The 23658-nt window shown below is 72.3% G+C and carries 23 protein-coding genes; 14 read left to right on the top strand and 9 right to left on the bottom strand.

Translation table 11 applies throughout. The features are described 5' to 3' along the window. Window positions 1-5: 5 nt before the first annotated feature. The gene (locus ACRAKJ_RS00780) at window positions 6-1205 is read right to left on the bottom strand and encodes a cysteine desulfurase-like protein (protein ID WP_438922455.1); all 1200 of its coding nucleotides are present in this window, start codon (window positions 1203-1205) and stop codon (window positions 6-8) included. 113 nt (window positions 1206-1318) lie between these two features. On the opposite strand from ACRAKJ_RS00780, the gene ACRAKJ_RS00775 reads away from it, so the two are divergent. The 7 genes from ACRAKJ_RS00775 (at window position 1319) to ACRAKJ_RS00745 (ending at window position 7126) form a co-directional block, all read left to right on the top strand. Beyond that, the gene (locus ACRAKJ_RS00775) at window positions 1319-1852 is read left to right on the top strand and encodes a bacterial proteasome activator family protein (protein WP_438922456.1); all 534 of its coding nucleotides are present in this window, start codon (window positions 1319-1321) and stop codon (window positions 1850-1852) included. Between the two features lie 137 nt (window positions 1853-1989). After that, window positions 1990-2853: a class I SAM-dependent methyltransferase gene (locus ACRAKJ_RS00770; protein ID WP_438922457.1), complete on the top strand. Its 864-nt coding sequence runs from the start codon at window positions 1990-1992 to the stop codon at window positions 2851-2853. Between the two features lie 58 nt (window positions 2854-2911). Then, on the top strand, window positions 2912-3820 hold the full coding sequence (gene wzm, locus ACRAKJ_RS00765) for a galactan export ABC transporter permease subunit Wzm/RfbD (protein ID WP_438922458.1): 909 nt from the start codon (window positions 2912-2914) through the stop codon (window positions 3818-3820). A gap of 15 nt (window positions 3821-3835) precedes the next feature. Further along, complete coding sequence (gene wzt / locus ACRAKJ_RS00760) at window positions 3836-4651, top strand: galactan export ABC transporter ATP-binding subunit Wzt/RfbE (RefSeq protein WP_438922459.1); 816 nt, start codon at window positions 3836-3838, stop codon at window positions 4649-4651. 3 nt (window positions 4652-4654) lie between these two features. After that, complete coding sequence (gene glfT1 / locus ACRAKJ_RS00755) at window positions 4655-5551, top strand: galactofuranosyltransferase GlfT1 (protein WP_438922460.1); 897 nt, start codon at window positions 4655-4657, stop codon at window positions 5549-5551. 93 nt (window positions 5552-5644) lie between these two features. Beyond that, on the top strand, window positions 5645-5863 hold the full coding sequence (locus ACRAKJ_RS00750; protein ID WP_438922461.1) for a hypothetical protein: 219 nt from the start codon (window positions 5645-5647) through the stop codon (window positions 5861-5863). A 165-nt stretch (window positions 5864-6028) separates the two neighbouring features. Next, the gene (locus tag ACRAKJ_RS00745) at window positions 6029-7126 is read left to right on the top strand and encodes an SdrD B-like domain-containing protein (protein ID WP_438922462.1); all 1098 of its coding nucleotides are present in this window, start codon (window positions 6029-6031) and stop codon (window positions 7124-7126) included. Between the two features lie 204 nt (window positions 7127-7330). Here the strand turns inward: ACRAKJ_RS00745 and glf are convergent, their stop codons facing one another. From glf to ACRAKJ_RS00725, 4 genes are all read right to left on the bottom strand, one after another. Next, the gene (gene glf / locus ACRAKJ_RS00740) at window positions 7331-8518 is read right to left on the bottom strand and encodes a UDP-galactopyranose mutase (protein WP_438922463.1); all 1188 of its coding nucleotides are present in this window, start codon (window positions 8516-8518) and stop codon (window positions 7331-7333) included. A 112-nt stretch (window positions 8519-8630) separates the two neighbouring features. Next, window positions 8631-9542 (bottom strand): glycosyltransferase, encoded by a 912-nt coding sequence (locus ACRAKJ_RS00735; RefSeq protein ID WP_447008849.1) that lies wholly within the window; start codon window positions 9540-9542, stop codon window positions 8631-8633. After that, window positions 9530-11173: a glycosyltransferase gene (locus tag ACRAKJ_RS00730; RefSeq protein WP_438922465.1), complete on the bottom strand. Its 1644-nt coding sequence runs from the start codon at window positions 11171-11173 to the stop codon at window positions 9530-9532. Before ACRAKJ_RS00730 ends, ACRAKJ_RS00735 begins: the two co-directional genes overlap by 13 nt. A 237-nt stretch (window positions 11174-11410) precedes the next feature. After that, window positions 11411-13354, bottom strand: coding sequence for a DUF6541 family protein (locus ACRAKJ_RS00725; RefSeq protein ID WP_438922466.1), 1944 nt, complete (start codon window positions 13352-13354; stop codon window positions 11411-11413). A 184-nt stretch (window positions 13355-13538) separates the two neighbouring features. Between ACRAKJ_RS00725 and ACRAKJ_RS00720 the strand changes: the two genes are divergently transcribed. The 4 genes from ACRAKJ_RS00720 to ACRAKJ_RS00705 are packed head-to-tail and all read left to right on the top strand — an operon-like array spanning window position 13539 to window position 17089. Further along, complete coding sequence (locus ACRAKJ_RS00720) at window positions 13539-14843, top strand: hypothetical protein (protein ID WP_438922467.1); 1305 nt, start codon at window positions 13539-13541, stop codon at window positions 14841-14843. 9 nt (window positions 14844-14852) lie between these two features. Then, complete coding sequence (locus ACRAKJ_RS00715) at window positions 14853-15989, top strand: glycosyltransferase (RefSeq protein WP_438922468.1); 1137 nt, start codon at window positions 14853-14855, stop codon at window positions 15987-15989. A 49-nt stretch (window positions 15990-16038) separates the two neighbouring features. Continuing rightward, window positions 16039-16728, top strand: coding sequence for a glycosyltransferase (locus ACRAKJ_RS00710; protein WP_438922469.1), 690 nt, complete (start codon window positions 16039-16041; stop codon window positions 16726-16728). Window position 16729: 1 nt separating this feature from the next. Further along, on the top strand, window positions 16730-17089 hold the full coding sequence (locus ACRAKJ_RS00705; protein WP_447008848.1) for a DUF2304 family protein: 360 nt from the start codon (window positions 16730-16732) through the stop codon (window positions 17087-17089). Between the two features lie 68 nt (window positions 17090-17157). On the opposite strand, the gene ACRAKJ_RS00700 is transcribed toward ACRAKJ_RS00705, so the two are convergent. Then, window positions 17158-18093 carry an NAD-dependent epimerase/dehydratase family protein gene (locus ACRAKJ_RS00700; protein WP_447008847.1) on the bottom strand — a complete coding sequence of 312 codons (936 nt, stop codon included), beginning with the start codon at window positions 18091-18093 and terminating at the stop codon, window positions 17158-17160. Between the two features lie 42 nt (window positions 18094-18135). Continuing rightward, a complete protein-coding gene (locus ACRAKJ_RS00695) occupies window positions 18136-18954 on the bottom strand; it encodes an HAD hydrolase family protein (protein WP_438926247.1) in 819 nt (272 codons plus the stop codon). Between the two features lie 34 nt (window positions 18955-18988). Here ACRAKJ_RS00695 and ACRAKJ_RS00690 point away from each other — a divergent pair, with 34 nt between their 5' ends. Further along, a complete protein-coding gene (locus ACRAKJ_RS00690; protein ID WP_438926248.1) occupies window positions 18989-19864 on the top strand; it encodes an LLM class flavin-dependent oxidoreductase in 876 nt (291 codons plus the stop codon). A gap of 10 nt (window positions 19865-19874) precedes the next feature. Next, on the top strand, window positions 19875-21062 hold the full coding sequence (gene lhgO / locus ACRAKJ_RS00685; RefSeq protein ID WP_438926249.1) for an L-2-hydroxyglutarate oxidase: 1188 nt from the start codon (window positions 19875-19877) through the stop codon (window positions 21060-21062). A 57-nt stretch (window positions 21063-21119) separates the two neighbouring features. On the opposite strand, the gene serS is transcribed toward lhgO, so the two are convergent. After that, window positions 21120-22373 (bottom strand): serine--tRNA ligase, encoded by a 1254-nt coding sequence (gene serS / locus ACRAKJ_RS00680; RefSeq protein WP_438926250.1) that lies wholly within the window; start codon window positions 22371-22373, stop codon window positions 21120-21122. Window positions 22374-22444: 71 nt separating this feature from the next. Between serS and ACRAKJ_RS00675 the strand changes: the two genes are divergently transcribed. After that, a complete protein-coding gene (locus ACRAKJ_RS00675; protein ID WP_438926251.1) occupies window positions 22445-23050 on the top strand; it encodes a DUF6891 domain-containing protein in 606 nt (201 codons plus the stop codon). Window positions 23051-23142: 92 nt separating this feature from the next. On the opposite strand, the gene ACRAKJ_RS00670 is transcribed toward ACRAKJ_RS00675, so the two are convergent. After that, on the bottom strand, window positions 23143-23595 hold the full coding sequence (locus ACRAKJ_RS00670) for a DUF350 domain-containing protein (RefSeq protein WP_438926252.1): 453 nt from the start codon (window positions 23593-23595) through the stop codon (window positions 23143-23145). Window positions 23596-23658 lie beyond the last annotated feature (63 nt).

The following is a 23658-nucleotide window of genomic DNA, read 5'->3' as shown; positions in this document are numbered from 1 at the left end:
CCACCTCACCCCAGCTCGGCGACCGCCCGCACGAGCTCGTCCACCTCGACCGCGTTCGTGTAGTGCGCGAGCCCGACGCGGATCGCCCCGCCGACCTCGCCCACCCCCAGCACCGAGAAGACGCCGTGCTGCCCGGAGTCCGCGAACGCGCAGACCCCTCGCTCGGACAGGTGCTCGACGCCGTCGGTCGCCTTCACCCCGGCCACCGTGAACGCCAGCGCCGGCACGCGCCGCATGGCGTCCCCGATCACCATGACGTGACGGAGCGACCGCAGTTCGTTGATGAGGTTAGCCAGCAGACCCGCCTGGTAAGCCTTGACCGAACCCAGGGACGTGAGCAAGCGCTCCCTTCGGGGACCCACCGCCGCGTCGTCCAGCCCGGCCAGGTACTCCACCGAGGCGACGAGGCCCGCCAGCAGCGGGTAGGCGTGGGGGCCGAGCTCCAGCCGCTCGGGGCCGCGCGCGCCGGGTTCGACGGCGACCGACGGCAGCAGGTCGAGCATCGACGGGTCGCGGAACACCAGGGCGCCGACCGGCGGGCCGCCCCAGTTGTTGGCCGACACGGCGACCACGTCGGCGCCCATCGACCGGATGTCGAGCGGCACGAACGGCGCGGCCGAGGAGGCGTCGACGACGACCAGGGCGTCGGCGCGGCGGGCGGACTCGGCGATCTTGCGCAGGTCCGGCCGGGTGCCGACGGACCCGGACGCGGCGGTCACCGCGACCAGCTTGCACCGGGGCGTGACCAGGTCGTCGTACTGCCAGGCGGGCAGCTCGCACGTCTCGATGTCGACCTCGGCCCAGCGCACGACGCTGCCGGTGCGCTGCGCGGCCCGCTGCCACGGGTTGATGTTGGTCGGGTGGTCCAGCCGGGACACGACGACCTCGTCGCCGAGGAACCAGCCGTCGGACAGGGCTTCGGCGAGCCGCTGGAGCAGCACCGCGGAGCTGGGTCCGAGGACGACGCCGGCCGGGTCGGCGCCGACCAGGTCGGCCACGGCCCGCCGGGCCGCGTCGACGATGGCCTCGGCGCGTTGCGAGGCGGGGAATATGCCACCCGGCCCGGAGACGGGTGCGCGCAGCGCGGTGGAGACGGCCGTGGCCACCTGTTCGGGTACTTGCATCCCCGCAGGAGCGTCCAGATGAACCCAGCCGTCGCCGAGCGCGGGGAAGAGGCCGCGGACTCGTGCGACGTCGAACGCCATGCCGCACACCGTACGGAGGACGCCTGCGGGCGCGACAGCAGGGGCCGGGGGTCCGGTGCCCGATCCGCGACCCGGTTCGGCGGCGACCACCTGATCGGGCCAGGATGGTGGGCATGAACGAGGCGGAGAACGAGCGGCACGTGGTGGTGGTCGGTCCGGACGGCACCCCGGTGGGCGCCGCGCGCGTGCCGGCCGGCGGCGAGCCGGGCGGCCAGGACGTGACGGACCTGGTGGAGCAGCCGGCGAAGGTCATGCGGATCGGCACGATGATCAAGCAGCTGCTGGAGGAGGTGCGCGCCGCCCCCCTGGACGAGGCCAGCCGGAACCGGCTGAAGGAGATCCACAAGCGGTCCATCGACGAGCTGGAGGACGGCCTGGCGCCGGAGCTGCGCGACGAGCTGGAGCGGCTGTCGCTGCCGTTCACGGAGGAGGGCACGCCCTCGGACGCCGAGCTGCGGATCGCGCAGGCGCAGCTGGTGGGCTGGTTGGAGGGCCTGTTCCACGGCATCCAGACGGCCCTGTTCGCCCAGCAGATGGCGGCGCGCGTGCAGCTGGAGCAGATGCGCGGCCGGGCGCTGCCGGCCGGTTCCGGCGCCGGGGAGGCCGAAGCGGGCCCGCACATCCGGGGCACGGGCCAGTACCTGTGAGCGGGGCGGGTGCGGCAGGATCGCCCGGACCCCCGTCCGCGGCGATCGGATAACAGGTGCTTTACAAGCCGGTCGCCGTGCCGGACGGTGATGGTCACCACAGCCACCACCCTCTTGACCACCGAGGAGCAGTACAGGTGCTCGACCGAGTCCTCCGCAGCCTCCAGGCCGACCGGGTCAGGCGCGGTCTCCGCGACAAACTCCTCCGCGCGGTCGCCGAGGCCGTCGCGCCCTACCACGAGGAGCAGAACCGGAGGCTCGACGCGCTCAGCGGCGAACTGGGCGCGCTCCGCGAGGACGTCCACCGGCGCTTCGACCGGATGGCCGAGATCACGGCGGGCTTCGAGCACCGCGCGCGGCGCGACCTGGTGTTCGCGGCCGAGCGGCAGGCGGCGGCGGACAGCGCCGGGTTCGTCCTGGAGAGCATGCCGACCGCACCGCACTTCCCCGACCCGCACGCGACGCTGACCCACGCGGTGTCGCTGGCGGAGGGGCCGGGCATGGCGCTGGAGTTCGGCGTCTACACGGGCACCACGCTGAAGGTCATCGCCTCGGCGCTCGCCGACAACGACGTCTACGGCTTCGACTCGTTCGTGGGGCTGCCCGAGGCGTGGCGGACCGGGTTCGACGCGGGCGCGTTCGGCGTCGAGGAGCTGCCGGACGTGCCGGGCGCCGAGCTGATCGCCGGCTGGTTCGACGACACCCTGCCGGGCTTCCTGGCCGAGCACCCCGGCGAGGTGGCGTTCCTGCACGTCGACTGCGACCTGTACTCGTCGACGAAGACCGTCCTGGACCTGGTGGGCCCCCGGCTGCGCGCGGGCAGCGTCGTGCTGTTCGACGAGTACTTCAACTACCAGGGGTGGCGCGACCACGAGTACAAGGCGTGGACGGAGTACGTCGAGCGCACCGGCACCGAGTTCCGCTACGAGGGGTACACGTTCGACCACGAGCAGGTGATCGTCCGGGTGACGAACGTCCCCGAGCCGGCGACGGGGCGGTAACCGCACCGTGACCGACCAGGGACGAGCCGCCGAGACGCCGCCGGTAGTCTCATCTCCCGTGCAACCCACCAGTACGGCTGAAAGGCCCCCAGCGCCCCCCGCGTCGAACTCCCGCACGTTTGCCCGCGCGGTCGCGGACGTGCGCGAGGGTTGGAACAACCGCGAGCTGTGGGGCCACCTCGGCTGGCAGGACATCAAGCAGCGCTACCGCCGGTCGGTCATCGGGCCCCTGTGGATCACCATTTCGATGGGCACCACGGCGCTCGCGCTCGGCCTGCTCTACTCGGCGCTGTTCGGGCAGGAGATCAGCACCTTCCTGCCGTACGTGACGGCCGGCTTCGTGATCTGGAACTTCATCGTCGGGTGCGTGACCGAGGGCACGGACGTGTTCATCGCGAACGAGGGGCTGATCAAGCACCTGCCGGCGCCGATCAGCGTGCACGTGCTGCGCCTGGTGTGGCGCCAGGTGCTGTTCTTCGCCCACAACCTCGTGGTGTACCTGGTCGTGCTCGTCATCTTCTTCCCGGAGCTGACGCACCCGTACTTCATGGAGGGCGACCCGCAGATGCACCCCGGCATCAGCTGGGGCATCCTGCTCGCCATCCCCGGGTTCCTGCTGATCGCGGTCAACGCGGTCTGGATCGCGCTGCTGTTCGGCATCATCAGCACGCGGTTCCGCGACATCCCGCCGGTGGTCCACAGCTTCATCAACCTGGTGTTCTTCATGACGCCGATCGTGTGGCACACCGGGGTGCTCAACAAGGTGGGCGCGAACGGCGACTGGCGCATCCTCATCGCCGAGCTGAACCCCCTTTACCACTTCCTGGAGATCGTCCGGGCCCCGTTGCTCGGCCACGAGCAGAGCTGGCACCACTGGGCCGTCGTCGGTGGCTTCACCGTCGTCGGCTGGGGTCTGGCTCTCCTGGCGCTGCGCAACTACCGTGCCCGCGTCTCCTACTGGGTCTGAGTGAGGCCGTAAGCAATGGTCAGCATCGACGTGTGGAACGCCTCGGTCGACTTCCCGATCTTCGACGCCAAGTCGAGGTCGCTGAAGAAGCTCGCCCTGGGCAAGGTCGGCGGCAAGATCGGCTCCGAGGGCCGTGTCCCGATAATCGAAGCGCTCCACGACATCAACATCTCGCTCAGCCACGGCGACCGGGTGGGCCTGGTCGGCCACAACGGCGCGGGCAAGTCCACGCTGCTGCGGCTGCTGGCGGGCATCTACGAGCCGACGCGCGGCAGCTCGCGCATCGTCGGCAAGGTCGCGCCCGTGTTCGACCTGGGCGTCGGCATGGACCCCGAGATCTCGGGGTACGAGAACATCATGATCCGCGGCCTCTTCCTCGGCATGGGCCGGCGGGAGATGGAGAAGCGGGTCGACGACATCGCCGAGTTCACCGAGCTGGGCGACTACCTCCAGATGCCGCTGCGCACCTACTCGACGGGTATGCGGGTGCGGCTGGCGCTGGGCGTGGTGACCTCGATCGACCCGGAGATCCTGCTGCTCGACGAGGGCATCGGCGCGGTCGACGCGGCGTTCATGGCCAAGGCGCGCGACCGGCTCAAGGACCTGGTCAAGCGCTCCGGCCTGCTGGTGTTCGCGAACCACTCGGACGAGTTCCTGGTGGAGTTCTGCGACTCGGCGATCTGGATGGACGAGGGCCGCGTGAAGATGCACGACGGTCTGCGCGAGGTGCTGACCGCCTACAAGGGCCGCGACCCCTACGAGCACCTGAGCCAGGAGACCCTGGACCGGGTGGGCCAGTCGCGGGTCCTGAGCGGGAACGGTGGCGAGTAGGCCGTGAGCGCACTGCCGAAGGGGTCGGTCGTGGGGGTCGTCGTGACCCGCCACCGGCGTGAACTGCTGGCCGACTCGCTCAAGGTGCTGGCGTCGCAGACCAGGCCGCTGGACCACCTGGTGGTCGTGGACAACGGACCGGACCAGCCCGTCGACGACCTCGTCGCGCAGTGCCCGATCCCGACGACGTACCTGGCCTCGCACCGCAACCTCGGCGGCGCCGGCGGGTTCGCGCTCGGGATGCTGCACGCGCTGTCGCTGGGCGCCGACTGGCTGTGGCTCGCCGACGACGACGGCCGCCCCGCGGACGAGACCGTGCTGGCCGTCCTGCTGGACGTGGCCGAGAAGCGGAAGCTGGCGGCGGTCTCGCCGGTCGTGTCGAACATCGACCGGCCGGAGAAGCTGGCGTTCCCGCTGCGGCGCGGCCTGACCTGGAAGCGCCGCACCGAGGACCTCGGCACGGACTTCCTGCCGGGCATCGCGTCGCTGTTCAACGGCGCCCTGTTCCGCGCCTCCACGATCGACGTCATCGGCGTGCCGGACTACCGGCTGTTCTTCCGCGGCGACGAGGTGGAGATCCACCGCCGGATGGTGCGCACCGGCCTGCCCTTCGGCACCTGCCTGAAGGTCGCCTACCTGCACCCGGACGGCTCGGACGAGTTCAAGCCGATGCTGGGCGGCCGGTTCCACGCCCAGGACCCGGAGAACGCGGTCAAGCGTTACTACACCTACCGCAACCGCGGCTACCTGCTCTCCCAGCCGGGGATGCGCAAGCTGGGGCTGCTGGAGCTGGCCCGGTTCGGGCTGTACTTCCTCGGCGTGCGGCGCGACCCGAAGGCGTTCGTCGAGTGGCTCAAGCTGGTCCGCCTCGGGCAGCGGGAACGCTTCTTCCGCAAGTGACGCCGGTGTCGCCGGCAGTGGTTCCGCTTTCCGGGGAATCGCTGCCGGCGAACCCGTCTTGCCCCGCCGTGACGACACCGGTGGACTGGGCGCATGAACTCGTCGGAAGCGCGCAGGACGGCGACCCTGGTGCTGCACCTCGCCGCCAACCCCAACCCCATCTCGATCAAGGTCCCGGACGACGAGGTCGCCGACCTGGGGTCGAGGCTCGTCCAGGTCGTGCGCAACGGGCACACGCACGCGGTGCGGACGGCGGACGGCCGGGACTTCGTGGTGAACTTCGCGCACGTCGTCGCGGCGCATTTCGTGTAATCTGATTCCCCAGAGGACGCATGACCCCCCACGCGGGTTGCTTCCCATTCCTCAAAGAAAACTGAAAGCCGGCTCAGAGGTTTTTTTGAGCAGGCGGTGCCATTCTTGTGTTGTCAGCGGGGAGGAACTCCGCGGCAGGGGAACAACGCAGGGGGAAGCACCACCATGAACATCTGGACCACCGCTCGCAGAACCGCCGTCGTCGCCGCCGTCAGCGCACCGCTCGCCCTCGCGGCGACCCCGGCGTTCGCCGAGGAGGGGGTGGCCGCGCAGGACGCGGGCACCACCATCTCCGGCGTCGCCTGGCTCGACCAGGACAGCGACGGCGTCCGGGACGCCGGGGAGCCCGGCTTCGCGGGGCACACCATGTACCTGGTCGACTCCGACACCGCCGTCCAGACCGACGCCACCGGCCGCTACACCTTCACCGGCCTGGTGGCCGGGCTGAGCTACCGGGTCGGCTCGATGGACCGCTCGCTGCTCGACGGCCACGGCCGGTCCCCGATGAAGGGGTGGCTGCCCGGCGGCTCGGACTTCGACGCGGCCACCGGCCAGGCCACCTTCCTCGCCGGCGAGCAGAACGCCGACAGCGGCCTGGTCCTGGCCCGCAACGACTACCGCACGTCGCAGATCATCGTGCACCCGGCGGGCGGCGGCGCGCCGAAGGACACCTACCAGGTCGGCGACGTGGTCGACATCGTCGGCAGCACCTACTTCAACGGCAACGCCAACGACCAGTTCGGCGGCAAGCTGACGCTGCCGGCGGGCCTGCGGAAGGTCGAGCGGCTGGGCGGCATGCCCGTCTACATGGCCGAGGACGCGCCGAACGAGGTCACCGGCTTCTTCCACGACCGCCGCTCCCCCGGCCTGATCGAGTTCCTCGGCGCCCGCGTGGTCGTCGAGCAGCCCGTCGACGCGGCCGACATCACGCTGGAGGTGTGGGACGGCGTGTTCGGCGCCTCCGACCCGGACCTCGCGAACAACACCATGTCGCAGTCCTTCAGCGCCGTCGCGGCCCCGGTGACCGAGCCCACCACCGAGCCGACCACGCCGGAGCCGACGACCGGGCCCACGACCGGGCCGACGACGACCGAGCCCGCCCCGACGACCACCACGACCGCGCCCGCCGTCGTGCCGGTCGCGAGGAACAGCGCGCCGCTCGCCGACACCGGCGCCTCGGCGCTGGGCCTGATCGGCCTGGGCGGCAGCATGCTGGCCGGCGGTGGCGGCGCCCTGTGGGCCGCGCGCCGCAAGCGGGTCTGACCCGCGCGGGGGGACGTGCGGTGCCGGGTCAGGGGGCCGGTGCCGCACCTCCCGGCGCGGCGGGGGGACCGCAACCCCCGCGCGCCGGGTCACCGGGGGCCGGTGGGCCGCGATGGTCCCGCGGGGCACGGGGACCCCGGTGAACGCGAACGCCCGGTCGGAGGGGGAGACTCCGGCCGGGCGTTCCGCACGTCGTGGGGACGGTCAGTCGAGCGAGCCGTCCAGCGCCTTGCCCTCGGTCAGGTGCGGGGCGATCCGGTTGTCGAACGCGGTGAGCGCCGACCCGATCGCCATGTGCATGTCGAGGTACTTGTAGGTGCCGAGCCGGCCGCCGAACAGCACGTTGCGCTCCGCGGCCTCCTGCTTGGCCAGCTCGCGGTAGCGCTCCAGCTTCGCCCGGTCCTCGGCGGTGTTGATCGGGTAGTACGGCTCGTCGTCCTTCTCCGCGGCCCGGGAGAACTCGCGCACGATGACCGTCTTGTCCGTCGGGTAGGTGTCCCGCTCCGGGTGGAAGTGCCGGAACTCGTGGATGCGGGTGTAGGGCACGTCCGCGTCGTTGTAGTTCATCACCGGGGTGCCCTGGAAGTCGCCGATGGGCAGGACCTCCTGCTCGAAGTCCAGCGTGCGCCAGCCCAGCCAGCCCTCGCTGTAGTCGAAGTAGCGGTCCAGCGGGCCGGTGTAGACGACCGGCGTGCCGGCCGGGACCTCGTCGCGGATGTCGAAGAAGTCCGTGTCCAGCCGCACCTCGATGTTCGGGTGGTCGGCCATCTTCTCCAGCCACGCGGTGTACCCGTCGACGGGCAGGCCCTCGTAGGTGTCGTTGAAGTACCGGTTGTCGAAGGTGTAGCGCACCGGCAGGCGGCTGATGACCGCCGCGGGCAGCTCCTTCGGGTCGGTCTGCCACTGCTTGGCGGTGTAGTCGCGCACGAACGCCTCGTAGAGGGGGCGGCCGATGAGCGAGATCGCCTTCTCCTCCAGGTTCTTCGCGTCCTTGGAGTCGATCTCCGAGGCGTGCTCCGCGACCCACGCGCGGGCGTCCTCGGGCGAGAGGTAGCGGCCGACGAACTGCGAGATCAGCCCGAGCCCCATCGGGAACTGGTAAGCCTGGCCGTCGTGCATCGCGAACACGCGGTGCTGGTACCCGGTGAAGTCGGTGAACCGGTTGACGTAGTCCCACACGCGCTTGTTGGACGTGTGGAACAGGTGCGCGCCGTAGCGGTGCACCTCGATGCCGGTCTCCGGCTCGGCTTCCGAGTAGGCGTTCCCGCCGATGTGGTGGCGGCGCTCCACGACCAGCACGCGCTTGTCCAACTGGGACGCGGTGCGTTCGGCGATCGTCAGGCCGTAGAACCCGGAACCGACGACGATCAGATCAAATCCAGCGAGGCTCACGCCGAGCAAGCGTACGGCAGTGACCGCCCGTGACGCGGACGCCCCCTGGGCGCGCGAAAAGGGCCGCGCCGGCGAACGACGCGGCCCTTTCCAGGCACAGCAACGAAAACGATCAGAGCACGGAGCGCGGCATGTCGGGCTTCGGGTTGAACTTGACGCCCTCGACGACCTTCTTGAACAGCTTCGCGCGCAGGCCCAGCGGCACGTGGCCCTGCTTGAGGCCCTGGTGCACGCGCAGCACGAACTTCGCGAACGCCACCGGGTTCTCGTGGTGCAGCCGGAACGACGCCTCGTTGCGCGCGCCGTACTCGAACTTCCACATGTTCGACGCGTTCACGTCGCTGAAGTTCACGCCGCGGTTCACGCCGAGGTCGTGCACGACGACGCTGGACAGCACCTGCACGCCGGGGCCGGACGCGCGGCTCAGCCGCAGCGTGTACTCTTGGTCGTCGAACCAGATGAAGTACTCGCGCAGCGGCAGGCCGTGCTTGGTGAGCGCCCAGCGCGGGAACAGCACCGAGACGAACGAGCAGTGCTGCACGAGCACCGACTCCTGGCCCTTGGAGATGAGCCGGCCCCAGTCCCAGGTGGTGACCGGGTTGTTCATCTCGCAGATGCTGCCGTCGACCCACTTGACCAGCGAGCACGCGAAGGGCAGCTGCATGCCCATCGTCTCCTCGGCCTTGGCCAGGCCGGTGAGCAGCGCCTCCAGCGCGTCCGGGTTGGCGTAGCAGTCGTCGTCCATGATCCAGACGAAGTCCGCGCCCAGCTCGTACGCCTTGTTCATGCCGGTGGCGAAACCGCCCGCGCCGCCGGTGTTCTCCTCCAGCCGGAGCAGCACCACGCCGTCGGTGCCCTCGTAGCGCCTCAGCACCTCGTCCGTGCCGTCGGTGGACGCGTTGTCCACGATCACCAGCAGGTCGGGCTTCTGCGTCTGCGCCAGCACGTGGTCCAGAACCGTGGGGAGCTTGTCCTTGCGGTTGTAGGTCACCACAACGGCGGCAACGGTGCTCACGGGAGCCATCCTTCGTAGGTTTCGCGGACCCAGGTCCGGGCGTCGGGCAGCTTGGCGAACGCGGCGGCCTTGGCGGCCTGCTCGTCCAGCCACGCCTTGCGCTGCTCCGGCGAGGCGATCATCGTGCGGATGCGCTCGGCCGCGGTGGAGATGAACGGGTAGGGGTGGCGCGGCACGAGCAGGTCGTCCGCGATGAGGGACGCCTGGGACCCCACGTCGGTGGACACGACGGGGACGCCGGCGGCGGTCGCCTCGAACGAGGTGAGCGTGAGGCCCTCGTTGTCCGAGGACACGACGAGCACGTCGGCGTCGGCGAGGGTGCGGGACACCGGCTGCTCCGAGGTCCGCAGCTCCAGCACCGACGACAGGCCGAGCCTGCCGACGAGCCCGTGCACCTCGCCGGACAGCTCGCCGTCGCCGTGGACGATGAACCGCACGTCGCCCGGCGCGGAGTCCTTGAGGGCCGCGGCGAGCTGGAGGAACAGGTAGGGGCGCTTCTGCTGGGTGAACCGGCCGACGAACGCGACCGTGAACGGCCCGCCCTGCCTGGTCGCGGGCGCCTGGGCGATGCCCCCGGTGGTCAGGTTGGCCAGCGTGGCCAGCTTGACCCGCGCCGGGTCCACGCCGTGCTTGCCGATCAGGTAGTCGCGCAGCATCGGCGAGATGACGTGGTGGGTGTCGATGACGTTGGTCATCCGCACCGAGATGTCCACGAACCCGCCGGTCCGCCACTCGACGATGTGCAGGGTGTCGATCACCGGGATGTCCGGCCGGACCGACTTGAGCCACGGCAGCCGGCCGGCCAGCCACGCGCTGTGGTGCAGGTGGATGCCCCGCACGTCGAACGTGGTCAGCACGCCGTTGAGGAACGCCGCCTCGTGCTCGGGCTGCACCGGCCTGGTGAGGGGGACGACGACGGCGCCCTCCAGCTCGGGCCGGGTGATCCACGGGTGCGTGGACGGCTGGTCGGTGACGACGATCGGCACGAAGCCGGCGTCCTTGGCCAGCTGGATGGTCTCCAGCGCGAACCGCTCCGCGCCGCCCAGCTCCAGCCAGTGCACGCCGAACAGGATGGCCGGGACCGTGCCCGCCTCGGTGGCGCTGGCGCCGCGCGTGATGCGGACCGGCGCCTTCCGCGGCACGTCGCGCTTGCGGTAGCGGCGCTCGGTGAGGTCGGTGCGGGCCTGGCGCAGGACGTCGAACGGCACCGGGGCGAAGAACCGCACGCCGCGCCGGACCTTGCCGAGCAGGCCGGGCAGCTGGTGGTAGGCCGACGCCGTCTCCGGCTCGCCGCCCAGGTCGATCGCCAGGTCGACGAGGCCGTCGGCGTCGTTCGTCTCGCGGGTGGTGTGGACGTTGCTGCGCACGACGAGCGAACCGACGACCTCGCGGTCGTCGCTCCACTCGATGCTGCGGACGTCCTCGTCCGTCAGTGAGGGCATCGCGCCGCGCGGACCGCGCAGCACGGTGAACCGGAAGGTCCTGCCGGGTTCGGCGAGCGCGTGGAAGTTGGCCGCGCCCTCGACGAGACGCCGCTCGCGGTCGTCAAGCAGCGTGGGGTCGCCGTCAAGTCCTAGGCCGCTCGCGTCGATCAGTTCGAAGATCTCCGGCGGCCGCGGGTTCTCAAGGTTGTCCGTCACGTCTCTCGTGGTGGGTCGGGTCGGCGCTCGCCGCGAACGGGAGCCGAGCGGTCGAATGGTACCCACCCGGCGCGGCGCGCCGGTGGGGCCGTGCGGATTGCGTGCTGCCGCGCACCCCCACGGCGGGACGGGCCACTGTCGTCGCGCACGTGGCCACCCCTCCGCGCGGCGCGCTCCGCTCTTTCTATCACCCGATCAGGAATCGTGATGCCCGGCCCGCGCCCGCCCGCCGCGGCGTCAGCGGCCGGCGTCCGTCGTCGCGGTCCGCACCACGTCCTCCTGGCCGGCGATCTCGTAGACCACCGCGCCCTCGTTGCGGAACACCTCGGTGAAGTTCTTGATGCCGTCGAGCCCCACGAGGCCGGGGGTGGTGCGGAGGTTGCCGCGCACGAAGCCCTTGCCGACGATGACGTACCTGATCTTCAGCTCGTCCAGGTCCTCGCGGACCCTCGGGTCGGTGTTGAGGTCGTTGAGGTGGTTCACCAGGAACGTGTTCGGGGTGCCCTGGGGGGCGCCGTTGAACGTCCACACGATCGGCTCGACGCCGGCCACCGCGTAGAGCCAGGCGGACCCGTCGAACACGTCGTTCGCCACCCGCTCGCCCGGTTGGACCCGCTCGCCCAGCCAGTGGTAGGCGGCCACCTCGGCGTCGCTGACGGTCGCCCCGTTCTGGTAGGCCACGGACAGCCGGGTGCTGTTGCGGCCGATGTAGGCGCCGCTGATGACCGAGATGAACAGGAAGAACGCCAGGCTCGCCGCGACCGGCGCCCACGGCGAGCGGCCGAGCGCGGGCACCCGCGCGCCGACCTTGTCGACCGCCCACGTGCCGAAGGCGACCACGGCCACGCCGAACCCGATGGCGCCGGGCAGCGCCAGCATGACGGCGAGCCGCCAGTGGTCGTTGTAGAAGTAGCCGGTGAGGGTCTGGATGAGCGGCGACTCCAGCGACACCGTGGCGGCGTAGAGCAGGCCGAACGCGAACCAGACGCCGACCATCCACACCATCACCCGCCGCTTGAGCATGACGACCATGCCGAACAGCGCGGGCAGGCCGAGCCACCACTGCGGGAAGGCGACCACGCCGGAGAACGTCAGCATCTGGCCGAAGGCGGCGGCGGGGGTCGCCTCGGAGGCCCACACCGACTCGGACACCCCGGCCGCCGCGGCCATCGACGGCAGCAGCAGCGGCACGGCGGTCACGAGCCCCACCACGGCGGTCGCGGCGAGGGTCGGCCACGCGCGCTTCCAGTCGATCGGCACGAACCGGAACAGGCAGGCCAGCAGGATGATCAGCATCAGGCCGGCCAGCAGGAACACGAGGCTCGGCTGGAGGCCGACCAGGGCCGCGACGGACACCGCGAACGCGACCGGTCCGATGATGCCGCGCGGCTTGACCAGGTAGGTGACCAGGGCCAGCACGGCGGGCAGCAGGGCGATGCCCGCGACGTAGGGCCACAGCGGGCCGCGCCACATCGAGTCGTACGGGAAGGGCGTGAACCAGGTCGACACGGCCGCCGCGGGGGCCACCACCCGGGCCGGGAGCTTCCAGGCCAGGCCCATCGCGGCGATGCCGACCGGCCACACCAGCACCGTGGCCAGCGCGCCGGAGTTGAGCACCTGGGGCATGGTGATGCCGAACTGGTCGAGCAGCAGCGCCAGGAACTGGTGGTAGGTCGGCGGGTAGTAGAAGTGCGCGGTGTCGGGCAGGTTGTTGATCGTGCCCGCGGTGGAGACCAGGGACGTCTGGTGCTCGGCGAACCAGCGCACCAGGTTGCCGTGGTGCGGGGCGTCCCAGTCCTGGGCGAGCCGGTTGAGGCTGCTGATGCCGCGCAGGAACGTGACCGCGCCGACCGCGAGGCCGATGGCGACACCCGCGCCCACGACGAGGTGGCCACGGGTGGAGACGCGCGGTTCGTCGTCGTCGACGCGCGCCGGCCACCGGCGGTTCACCAGCCAGGCGACGGCGAACAGCGCCAGCGAGGCGATCAGCACCCACACCGCGAACGTCGACAGCGTCCAGGCGATGCCCAGTTCGCCGAGCACCAGACCGCCGATCGCGACCAGGCCGTAGGTCAGCGCGGGCGCCGCCGCGGCGAGGACCCACCCCCGCAGGCGGACGGCCGCGCCGAACAGCAGGCCGGGGATCCAGAGCAGCAGCAACACCAGCAGCGCAGCACTCATCGCGATAGCAACCCGTCGGTTCGGCGTCGGAGCAGGTCGGCTCCAGGACCGCGCGGTACTTCGGCGCCGGGTCCCGGGCCACCGCGACGGCAGACTACCTGTGCCGCACCCCTCGCCGACGACGGGTTGGCCGGGGCGACGCCGTACAGTGGGGCCGCCCGATCCCGCGCCGGAGAGGATTTTCGTGACGGCGGCCGACACGCCCCCCACCCGTCGCCCGAGGCCCGGCGAGCAGGGTGAGCAGGACGGCCCGCCGTCCGCGTCCCCGTCGCGGCTCGCCGGCCTGCGCGCCCTGGCCGCGACCGGCGTCCGGCAGTCCGCCGTGGCGATCGACCAGTTGTTGTTCAGCGCCATCACGTTCGCCGTGCAGATGGTCGCCGCGCCGGTGTCGACCGACGCCGAGTTCGGCGTGTTCTCGCTGGTCGCGATCGTGCAGATCGGCCAGTGGTACCTCAGCCGCGCGCTCGCCGCGGAACCGCTGCTGGTGTCGAAGACCGTCGGCGACGACCGGGCGCGGCAGGGGGCGGCGGCCACCTCGCTGGCGCTCGGGCTGCTGGTCGGCGTGGGCTGCCTCGCGGTCGGGCTGGCGCTCGACGGCCCGGCCCGCACGCTGGTGCTCGTCCAGGCGCTGGCCTCGCCGTTCGCCGGGCTGCTCGACCACGCCCGGTACGTCGCCTACGCGCGGGGCGCCGCGGTCAAGGCGCTCGGCCTCAACGCGGCGTGGCTGCTGCTGTTCCTCGGCGGCGTCGGCGGCGTGGCGCTGGTCGGCGCGCTGGGCGCGTCCTCGACGTACCTGGTGTGGGCGCTGGGCTGCGTGCCGGTGGCGGTCGCGGCGGTGCTGCTGACCGGTTCGCCGTTCGCGTTCGGCGCGGTGCGGTCGTGGCTGCGCGACCGGCGGGACCTGCTGCCCGGGTTCCTGATCGACGCGGTGTACCTGACCGCGGGCACGTGGGCGACGTTCGGCGTGACCGCGCTGGTGACCGGCATCGACGGCCTGGGCCTGCTGCGCAAGGCGCTGGTGCCGGTGACCGCGCTGACCGTGCTGTTCATCGGCATCAGCAACGCGCTGCTGGCGCACCTGGCGGGCCGCCCGGCGCGCGAGGTGGTGCGGGCCCCGATGCTGGTCAGCGCCGGGGCGGCGGCGGTGAGCGCGGTGTTCGCGCTGCTCGCGCTGGTCGCGCCCGCCGACCTGATGACGGCCGCGCTGGGCACGCCGTGGGACGGGCTGCGGCCCGTGGTGCTGCTGCTGCTCGCCTACGCGTTCCTGCTGGCCACCGGGCAGACCGCGCTGGTCGCGGCGAAGGCCAGCGGCCGGGCGTGGCTGGGGCCGCGGGTGCGCACCGTCCAGTTCGTCTCGGAGGTCGCGCTGGTCGCGGTGCTGGGCCTGTGGCTCGGCGTCGTCGGCGTGGCGCTGGGCATGACCACCGCGTGGCTGGTCGCCGCCGTGCTCGCCTGGGCCGGCGTCCTCCGGCACCGGGACAGGGCTTAGGTTCGTCCCGTGCACCTGGTCGACATGCCCGCCTACTACCCACCGCACAAGGGTGGCGTCGAGGCTTACGCCCACGAGCTCCACCGGCGACTGCTGGAGGCCGACCCGGACCTCCGGATCACGGTGTTCACCTCGGCCGTCGGGGCCCCGGCCGGCGAGGAGCGGCTCGGTGACCGCTGGACGGTCGTGCGCTGGCCCGGCTTCGAGCTCATCTCCCACTACCCCGTGCCGAACCCCGGCTTCACGAGGCGCCTGCGCGCGCTGTGCGGCCCGGACACCGTGCTGATGACGCACACCCGGTTCTACTGGCCGCACGTGTGGGCCGCGCTGTTCGCGAAGCGGGCGGGGCTGCGCCGGCTGCACGTCGAGCACGGCTCCACGCCGGTGCAGAGCGGCAACGGCTTCGTCCGGTTCGCGGCCGCCGTCGTCGACCGGGTGACCAGCCAACCCGTGCTGCGGTGGGCCGAGCAGGTGGTGGCCGTGTCCGGCGCGGCGGCGGTGTTCGCCCGGCAGCTGGCCGGGCGGGACGCCCGCGTGCTGCACCGCGGCATCGACCTGCCCGAGGAGCTGGTCGGCCACCCGTCGGCCGAGCCCGCCACCGCGTGCTTCGTCGGCCGGCTCATCAACGGCAAGGGCGTCGCCGACCTGGTGGACGCGACCGCCGAGCTGCACCGCCGGGGCGTGCCGCTGCGGCTGCGGCTGTGCGGTGACGGCCCGGCCGCCGCCGACCTGCGCGCGCGGGTGTCCTCGGCGGGCCTGGGCGACCACGTGGAGTTCCTCGGCGCGGTCGACCACGACACGGCGCTGCGCGAGATGGCGGCGGCGACGGTGTTCGTGAACCCGAGCTGGACCGAGGGCCTGCCCACCACCGTGCTGGAGGCGTCGGCCATCGGCTGCGCCGTGGTGGCGACGGACGTCGGCGGCACGGCCGAGATCGTGGACGACGGGGTCACCGGGTGGCTCGTGCCCGCCAAGGACCCCAGGGCGCTCGCCAGGGCGCTGGAAGACGCCCTCACGTCCCCCGACCGGGTGACGCGGGCGGCGAAGCTGCGCGAGACGACCCGTGCCCGTTTCTCCTGGGACCGGGCCATCGCGGAATTCTCCGCCATGCTGGTCGGCGACGGCCGGCGCGGTGCGGCGCGCTAGCCTGTTCGGGTATAACCCCCCATCCGACTCACTCGCCAGGGAGGCCGCCGTGGCGGACCAGTCCGACGTTTGGCTGGTCGTGCCCGTCTACAACGAAGCGCAGGTGATCGGCGACGTGGTGCGCAACGCGCTCCAGACGTTCCCGAACATCGTGTGCGTCGACGACGGTAGCCGGGACGGCTCAGCCGACGCGATCCGCGCGTCCGGCGCGCACCTGGTGCAGCACCCGGTGAACCTGGGTCAGGGCGCGGCGCTCCAGACGGGCGTCGAGTACGCCCGCCGGCAGGAGGGGGCCGAGTACTTCGTGACGTTCGACGCCGACGGCCAGCACCAGGTCGTGGACGTGCTGCGGATGCTGGAGCGGCTGCGCGCCGAACCGGTCGACATCATCGTCGGCACCCGGTTCAAGGGCGACGCCTCGCACATCCCGCTGCTCAAGCGCGTCGTGCTGCGGACCGTGGTGACCGTCAGCCCCCGGCTGCGCAAGCTGAAGCTGTCGGACGCCCACAACGGGCTGCGGGTGTTCAACAAGAAGGTCGCGGACGAGGTCCGCATCACGCTGAACGGCATGGGCCACGCCTCCGAGATCGTCGAGATGATCGCCCAGAAGGGCTGGCGCGTCTCCGAGGAGCAGGTCGAGATCCTCTACACCGAGTACTCGATGTCCAAGGGCCAGTCGCTCATCAACGGCGTGAACATCCTGTTCGACACGGCTCTCAAGACGGGGTCCAGGCGCTGACATGCTGATCCAGTTCCTGCTCATCGCCGCGGTCGTCGTGCTGCTGGTGTTCTTCCTCAAGCACCACGGCACCACGAAGACCGCCGCGAGCGTGAAGATCGGCTTCGTGCTGTTCCTGGTGCTGGCGGCGGTCGCCGTCGTCCAGCCCGCGGCGGTGTCGAGGCTCGCCGAGCTCGTCGGCGTCGGCCGCGGCACCGACCTGCTGCTCTACGCGCTGATCGTGGCGTTCGGCTTCGCCACGATCAACACCTACCTGCGCTTCAAGGAGCTGGAGCTGCGCTACGCCCGGCTGGCGCGGGCCATCGCCCTGCGCAACGCCGAGGCGCCCGAGATCGAGGACGCCGAGAAGCCGGCGGCCTGAGCCGCCCCTCCGGCGCGGAACGGCCGGTCACCCCGCTCGGGGGTGACCGGCCGTTCGCCGTACCGGGGTCAGAGCGACCGGAAGTAGTCCACGGTCAGCCGCACGCCGGTGGCGATGTCCACCTCGGGCTTCCAGCCCAGCTCGGCCCGCGCCAGCGACGCGTCGATCGCCGAGGCCCGCAGGTCGCCGAGGCGGGCCGGGGCGAACTCGGGCTCGTCGGCCACGCCCGCCGCCTGCGCGACCAGGGTGTGCAGCTCTCGGTCGGACACCTGGTGGGCGGTGCCGATGTTGTAGCGCTTGCCGCCGCCCGCCTCGCCGGAGGCCGCGACGAACGCCGACACGACGTCCTCCACGAACACGTAGTCGCGGGTGTTGCCGCCGTCGCCGAACACCTTCGTCGGGCGGCCCGCGAGCAGCGCGGACGCGAAGATCGCCACCACGCCCGCCTCGCCGTGCGGGTCCTGCCGGGGGCCGTACACGTTGGCCAGCGCCAGGTGCGTGCACTCCACGCCGTACAGCTGCCGGTAGGTGTTCAGGTACACCTCGCCGGACACCTTGGACGCCGCGTACGGCGACTTCGGGTTGATCGGCACGGACTCGGCCACCGGCAGCACGTCGGGCGTGCCGTAGATGGAGCCGCCGGAGGAGGCGAACACGACCTTGCGGACGCCGGCGAGGCGGGCGGCCTCGGCCAGGTTCACCGTGCCCAGGACGTTCTTGGTGGCGTCGAGCAGCGGGTCGGCCACCGAGACGCGCACGTCGATCTGCGCGGCCAGGTGGAAGACGACCTCGGGCGCGGCGGCGGCCACGACCTCGGCCAGCTCCGGCGAGGTGATGTCGACCCGCGAGAACGAGTAGCGGTCGGCCGCGGCCGGGTCGGCGGGCTCGGTCCGCTTGCCGCGGCTCAGGTCGTCGACGACGTGCACCTCGTGCCCGTCCCTCAACAGCCGGTCGACCAGGGTGGAGCCGATGAAACCGGCGCCGCCGGTCACTAGTGCGCGCACGAGGAATCTCTCCTGGGGTAGGTCGCGTCGGTGTCCGCCAGCCTAGAACCAGCGCTCCAGGACGAGCGCCACCCCGTCCTCGGAGTTGGCCGCGGTGACCTCGTCGGCGGCGGCCAGGGCGTCGGCGTGCGCGTTGGCCATCGCCACCCCGTGCCCGGCCCAGGTGAGCATGGGCACGTCGTTGGGCATGTCGCCGAACGCCAGCACGCCGCCCGGGTCGACGCCGAGCAGTTCGGCGACGGCGGCCAGGCCGGTGGCCTTCGTCACGCCGGGCGCGGCGAACTCCAGCAGGCCCTCGGTGGTCGACCAGGTCATCGAGAACGCCTCCCCGACCAGCGGGCCGACGGCGCGCGCCATCTCGTCCGAGGTCATGCCCGCGTGCCGGACCAGCAGCTTCACCGCGGGCTTGCCGAGCAGCTGGGCGCGCTGGTGGCCGGGCAGCGGCTGCGCGCCCTCGTCCCACGGGTGCAGGTAGTGCTCGTCGGCGATGAACTCGGGCCCCGCCGGGCCGCGGGCGCTCTCCCCCAGCCGCTCGGAGGCCATCGAGCAGCCCGGCAGGGCCTCGTCGAGCACCGACGCCAGGTCGGTGAGCTGCACGGGCGTGAGCAGCGTCGACGAGACGACGCGGTCCGCGCCGATGTCGTGGACCACGGCGCCGTTCGAGCACACGGCGTACCCGGTGAGGCCGGCCGCGTCGGCGACGTCCGGCACCCAGCGGGGCGGGCGGCCGGTGGACAGGACGAACGGGACGCCCGCCGCGAGCACCCGGCCGACCGTGGCCGCGGTGCGCGGGCTGACCCGGCCGAGGGGGGTGAGCAGGGTGCCGTCGACGTCGGATGCCACAAGGGATGGTCTCTGCACGCCCCCCATCGTGCCCGTCGGATACCGTCGCCGCGTGCGCACAGGGATTGTGATCCTCCCCGAACACCGCTGGTGGATGGCCGAGCACAGGTGGAAGGCCGCCGAGGAGTACGGCTTCCACCACGCCTGGACCTACGACCACATGGGGTGGCGGTCGCTCGTCGACGGGCCGTGGTTCGGCGCCGTGCCGACGCTCGCCGCCGCCGCCGCGGCGACCTCCCGGATTCGGCTCGGCACGTACGTCGCGTCGCCGAACTTCCGCCACCCGGTGCCGTTCGCCCGGGACCTGCTCGCCCTCGACGACCAGTCCGACGGCCGCTTCACGCTCGGCGTCGGCGCTGGTGGCGCGGGGTACGACACGCAGGTCATGGGCAACGAGCCGCCGCGCAGCAGGCAGCGCCGGTTCGAGGAGTTCGTGGCCGCGCTGGACCTGCTGCTCTCGCAGGACCGGACGACGTTCAGCGGCGAGTACTACGAGATCCGCGACGCCCGCGGCTACCCGGGGTGCGTGCAGCGGCCCCGGCTGCCGTTCGTGGTGGCGGCGAACGGGCCGAAGGCGATGGGCGTCGCCGCGCGGTACGGCACCGGCTGGGTGACCACCGGGCCGGAGACCGAGGACGAGGACGCGTGGTGGCGCGGCGTGGCGGGCATCACCGAGCGGTTCCGCGAGGTGCTCGACGGGATCGGGAGGGCGAAGGAGTCCGTCGACTTCCACCTCAACGCCGACTCGTGCCCGGTGTACTCGCTGACCAGCGTCGAGCACTTCCGGGACGTGGTGGGCCGGGCGCGCGAGCTGGGGTTCACCGACCTGGCCGTGCACTGGCCGCGCTCGGAGGGCGTGTACGCGGGCAGCGAGTCGGTGCTGGAGCGGGTGGCGGCCGACGTCCTCCCGGAACTGGTGAGCGGCTAGCGTCTCCGCCGTGCGACGAGTCGTGGTGATCGGTGGCGGGATCGTCGGGCTGGCGACCGCGCGGGACCTGGCGAGGCGCGGGCACGACGTGGTGGTGCTGGAGAAGGAGCCGCGGTGGGCGGCGCACCAGACCGGGCACAACAGCAACGTCGTGCACGCCGGGCTGTACTACAAGCCGGGGTCGTTGAAGGCGCGGATGTCGGTGGCCGGCAACGCCTCCGTCGTCGCCTACGCGCGGGAGAACGGCGTGCCGGTGGAGGTGTGCGGCAAGCTCGTCGTCGCCACCTCGCCGGACGAGGTGCCGCGGCTGGAGGCGCTGGAGGCCCGCGCGCGGGAGAACGGCGTGCCCGCGCGGCGGGTGTCGGCGGCCGAGGCGCGCGAGCACGAGCCCGAGGTGGCGGCGGTGGCCGCGCTGCGGGTGGAGAGCACCGGCATCATCGACTTCCCGGCCGTGTGCGACGCGCTGGTGCGCGAGCTGGACGGCCACGACCTGCGGCTGGGCACGCCCGCGCTCGGCATCCGGCGGGCGCTGTCCGGCGGCGGCGTCGAGGTGGCCACCGGGTCGGGCGTGGTGCGGGCGGACGCGCTGGTGAACTGCGCGGGCCTGCACGCCGACCGGGTGGCGCGGCTGGCGGGCGTGGCGCCGTCGGCGGCGATCGTGCCGTTCCGGGGCGAGTACTACGAGCTGCGCCCCGAGCGGCGGCACCTGGTGCGCGGGCTGATCTACCCGGTGCCGGACCCGGCGCTGCCGTTCCTGGGCGTGCACCTGACCCGGATGCTCGACGGCAGCGTGCACGCCGGGCCGAACGCGGTGCTCGCCCTGCGCCGCGAGGGCTACCGGTGGCGGGACGTCTCGGTCGGCGACGTGCTGGACGTGGCCCGGTTCCCCGGCACGTGGCGGCTGGCGCGGCGGTTCGCCCGGACCGGGGCCGAGGAGGTGCTGCGGTCGCTGTCGCGGCGGCGGTTCGCGGCGAGCCTGGCCCGCCTGGTGCCCGCGGTCGGCGAGGACGACCTGGTGCGCGCGGGCGCGGGCGTGCGGGCGCAGGCGATGCGCGCCGACGGCTCGCTGGTGGACGACTTCCTGGTCGACACCGCGCCGCGGCAGGTGCACGTGCTGAACGCGCCGTCACCCGCCGCGACGTCGGCGCTGGAGATCGGCCGGCACGTGGCCGACCGCGTCGAGTCGAGCTGGACCTAGACCGGCCGGGCCCAGACCTGCCGGACCCCGGGGTCCGGCAGGTCCCGGGCACCGGGGTCAGACCGGCTTGAGCACGTCCAGGCCGCCGAGGAACGGCCGCAGCGCCTGCGGGACGACGACCGAGCCGTCGGCCTGCTGGTGGTTCTCCAGGATCGCCACGATCCAGCGGGTGGTGGCGAGGGTGCCGTTGAGCGTGGCGGCGATCTGCGGCTTGCCGTTCTCGTCGCGGTAGCGCACGTTGAGCCGGCGGGCCTGGAACGTGGTGCAGTTCGACGTCGAGGTCAGCTCCCGGTACGCCCGCTGGCTCGGCACCCACGCCTCGCAGTCGAACTTGCGGGCCGCGCTGCTGCCGAGGTCGCCCGCCGCCGTGTCGATCACCCGGTAGGGCACCTCGATCTTGGCGAGCATCTCCTCCTCCCAGGCCAGCAGCCTGGCGTGCTCGGCCTCGGCGTCCTCCGGCTTGACGTAGGAGAACATCTCGACCTTGTTGAACTGGTGCACGCGGATGATGCCGCGGGTGTCCTTGCCGTACGAGCCGGCCTCGCGGCGGTAGCACGACGACCAGCCCGCGTACCGCTTCTCGCCGTCGAGGATCTCGTCGGCGTGGTAGCCCGCGAGCGGCACCTCCGACGTGCCGACCAGGTACAGGTCGTCGGCTTCGAGCCGGTAGACCTCGCTCGCGTGCGCGCCGAGGAACCCGGTGCCGGCCATGATCTCCGGGCGGACCAGGGTCGGGGTGATCATCAGGCTGAAGCCGGCCGCGGTGGCCTGGGCGACGGCCATGTTCAACAGCGCCAGTTCGAGCTGCGCGCCGATGCCGGTGAGGAAGTAGAACCGCGAGCCCGCGACCTTCGCGCCGCGCTCCATGTCGATCGCGCCCAGCCGCGTGCCCAGGTCCAGGTGGTCCTTGGGCTCGAAGTCGAACTCGCGCGGCGTGCCGACCTGCTTGAGCACCACGTAGTCGTCCTCGCCGCCCTCGGGCGCGTCCGGGTGGACGACGTTCGGGAGGGCGCGGTGCAGCTCGGCCAGCTCGGCCTCGGCGGCGGACTGCTCGGCCTCGGCGGCCTTGACCTCGGCGGACAGCTCCTTGCCCCGCGCGAGCAGCGCGTCGCGCTCCTCGCCGCGGGCACGGCCGACCTGCTTGCCGAACGACTTCTGCTCGCCGCGCAGCGCGTCGGCGCGGGCCACGGCGGCCCGGCGGCGCTCGTCGGCGGAGAGCAGCGCGTCGACCACGGCCTCGTCCTCGCCACGCGCGCGTTGCGACGCGCGGACGGCTTCCGGGTTCTCGCGCAGAGCCTTGAGGTCAATCACACGGAGCAGGGTAGTACCCGGACCGCCGGCGCCCGATCCGGATTGTCGGCGACGTGCGGCAGGATGCGCGCGTGGTCGATCGAGAGAACACCCAGGACCTGCCCGCCGAACTGCTGGACCGGGTGGAGGAGCAGGCGCGCGACGTGGTGCACGGCGGGTTCACCCCGCTGGAGGACGCCGTGGAGGCGGTCGCCGAGTGCTTCGAGGACGAGGACGGCGTCACGGAGGCGGTCGCGCGGTCGGTCGTCGAGCGGGTGTGGCGGGAGCGGGTCGAGGAGCAGGCCGGGTGGCCGGCGACGACGGAGGTGGACCGGCTGCTGGCCGTGTTCGAGGCGCTGGACGACGGCGGGATCGTGGCGCGCCCCGACTTCACGTGCTGCCAGACGTGCGGGCACGCGGAGATCGGCGGCGAGGTCGACCCCGGGGCCGGTGACGCCCGCGGGTACGTGTTCTTCCACCGGCAGGACACCGAGGGCGCCGTGGCCGGCCGCGGGCTGTACCTGGCGTTCGGCTCGCTGGTCGAGGCGGAGGACCCGGCGGCGGCGGACGAGGCCGTGGCGCGCGAGGTCGCGGACGCGCTGGCGGCGGGCGGCCTGCCGGTCGAGTGGAACGGGTCGGTGCGCAGCCGCATCAAGGTCGACCTGGCCGACTGGCGGAAGCGCCTCCCCGTGTCCTGACCAGCCCGCCCGTGTCCTGAAGTCCGCCCGTGTCCTGAACAGCGGGAAGGGGGCGCACCCGGTCGGGCGCGCCCCCTCCGCCGACGGGAGGGCTACGAGATGGCGACGGCCACCACGAGGCCGAGCGCGAAGTGCGCCGCGGCCACGACCACGCTGGCCGGGGCGAAGCGGTCGGACTCGATGAGCGAGCCGATGTCGAGCCGGGTCACCCACTCCAGCAGCCGCACCGCGAGCACCTGGACGATGATGCCGACGACGCCGAAGACCAGCGCCGACAGCAGGCCCTCGGAGAGCTTGCCGGCCGAGCTGTAGATGGCGACGACGATGATCAGCGCCATGCTGACCAGGCCGGCGGACGTGACGATGACCGCGTTCGGGGCACCGCCGCGCACCAGGGCGCTGAGCTTGCCGGGCGTGGTCCAGTCGATGGCGTAGAAGCCGAGGACCATCAGCATCGTGCCGACGATCGCGTACAGGGCGATCGCGCCGATGCCCTGGCCGATGGCGCCGCCGAAGCCGGGGTCCAACGCGAGGTTGGTGTTCACAGACCCTCCAGGGTGGTGTTCTGGTGTCGGGGATGGGCCGCCGGTGAAGGAGCCGGTGACACG

It is taken from the genome of Saccharothrix sp. DSM 118769 (assembly GCF_052936295.1).
Note: the sequence above shows the minus strand (reverse complement) of the source record. Positions and strands in the feature narration are given on the sequence as shown.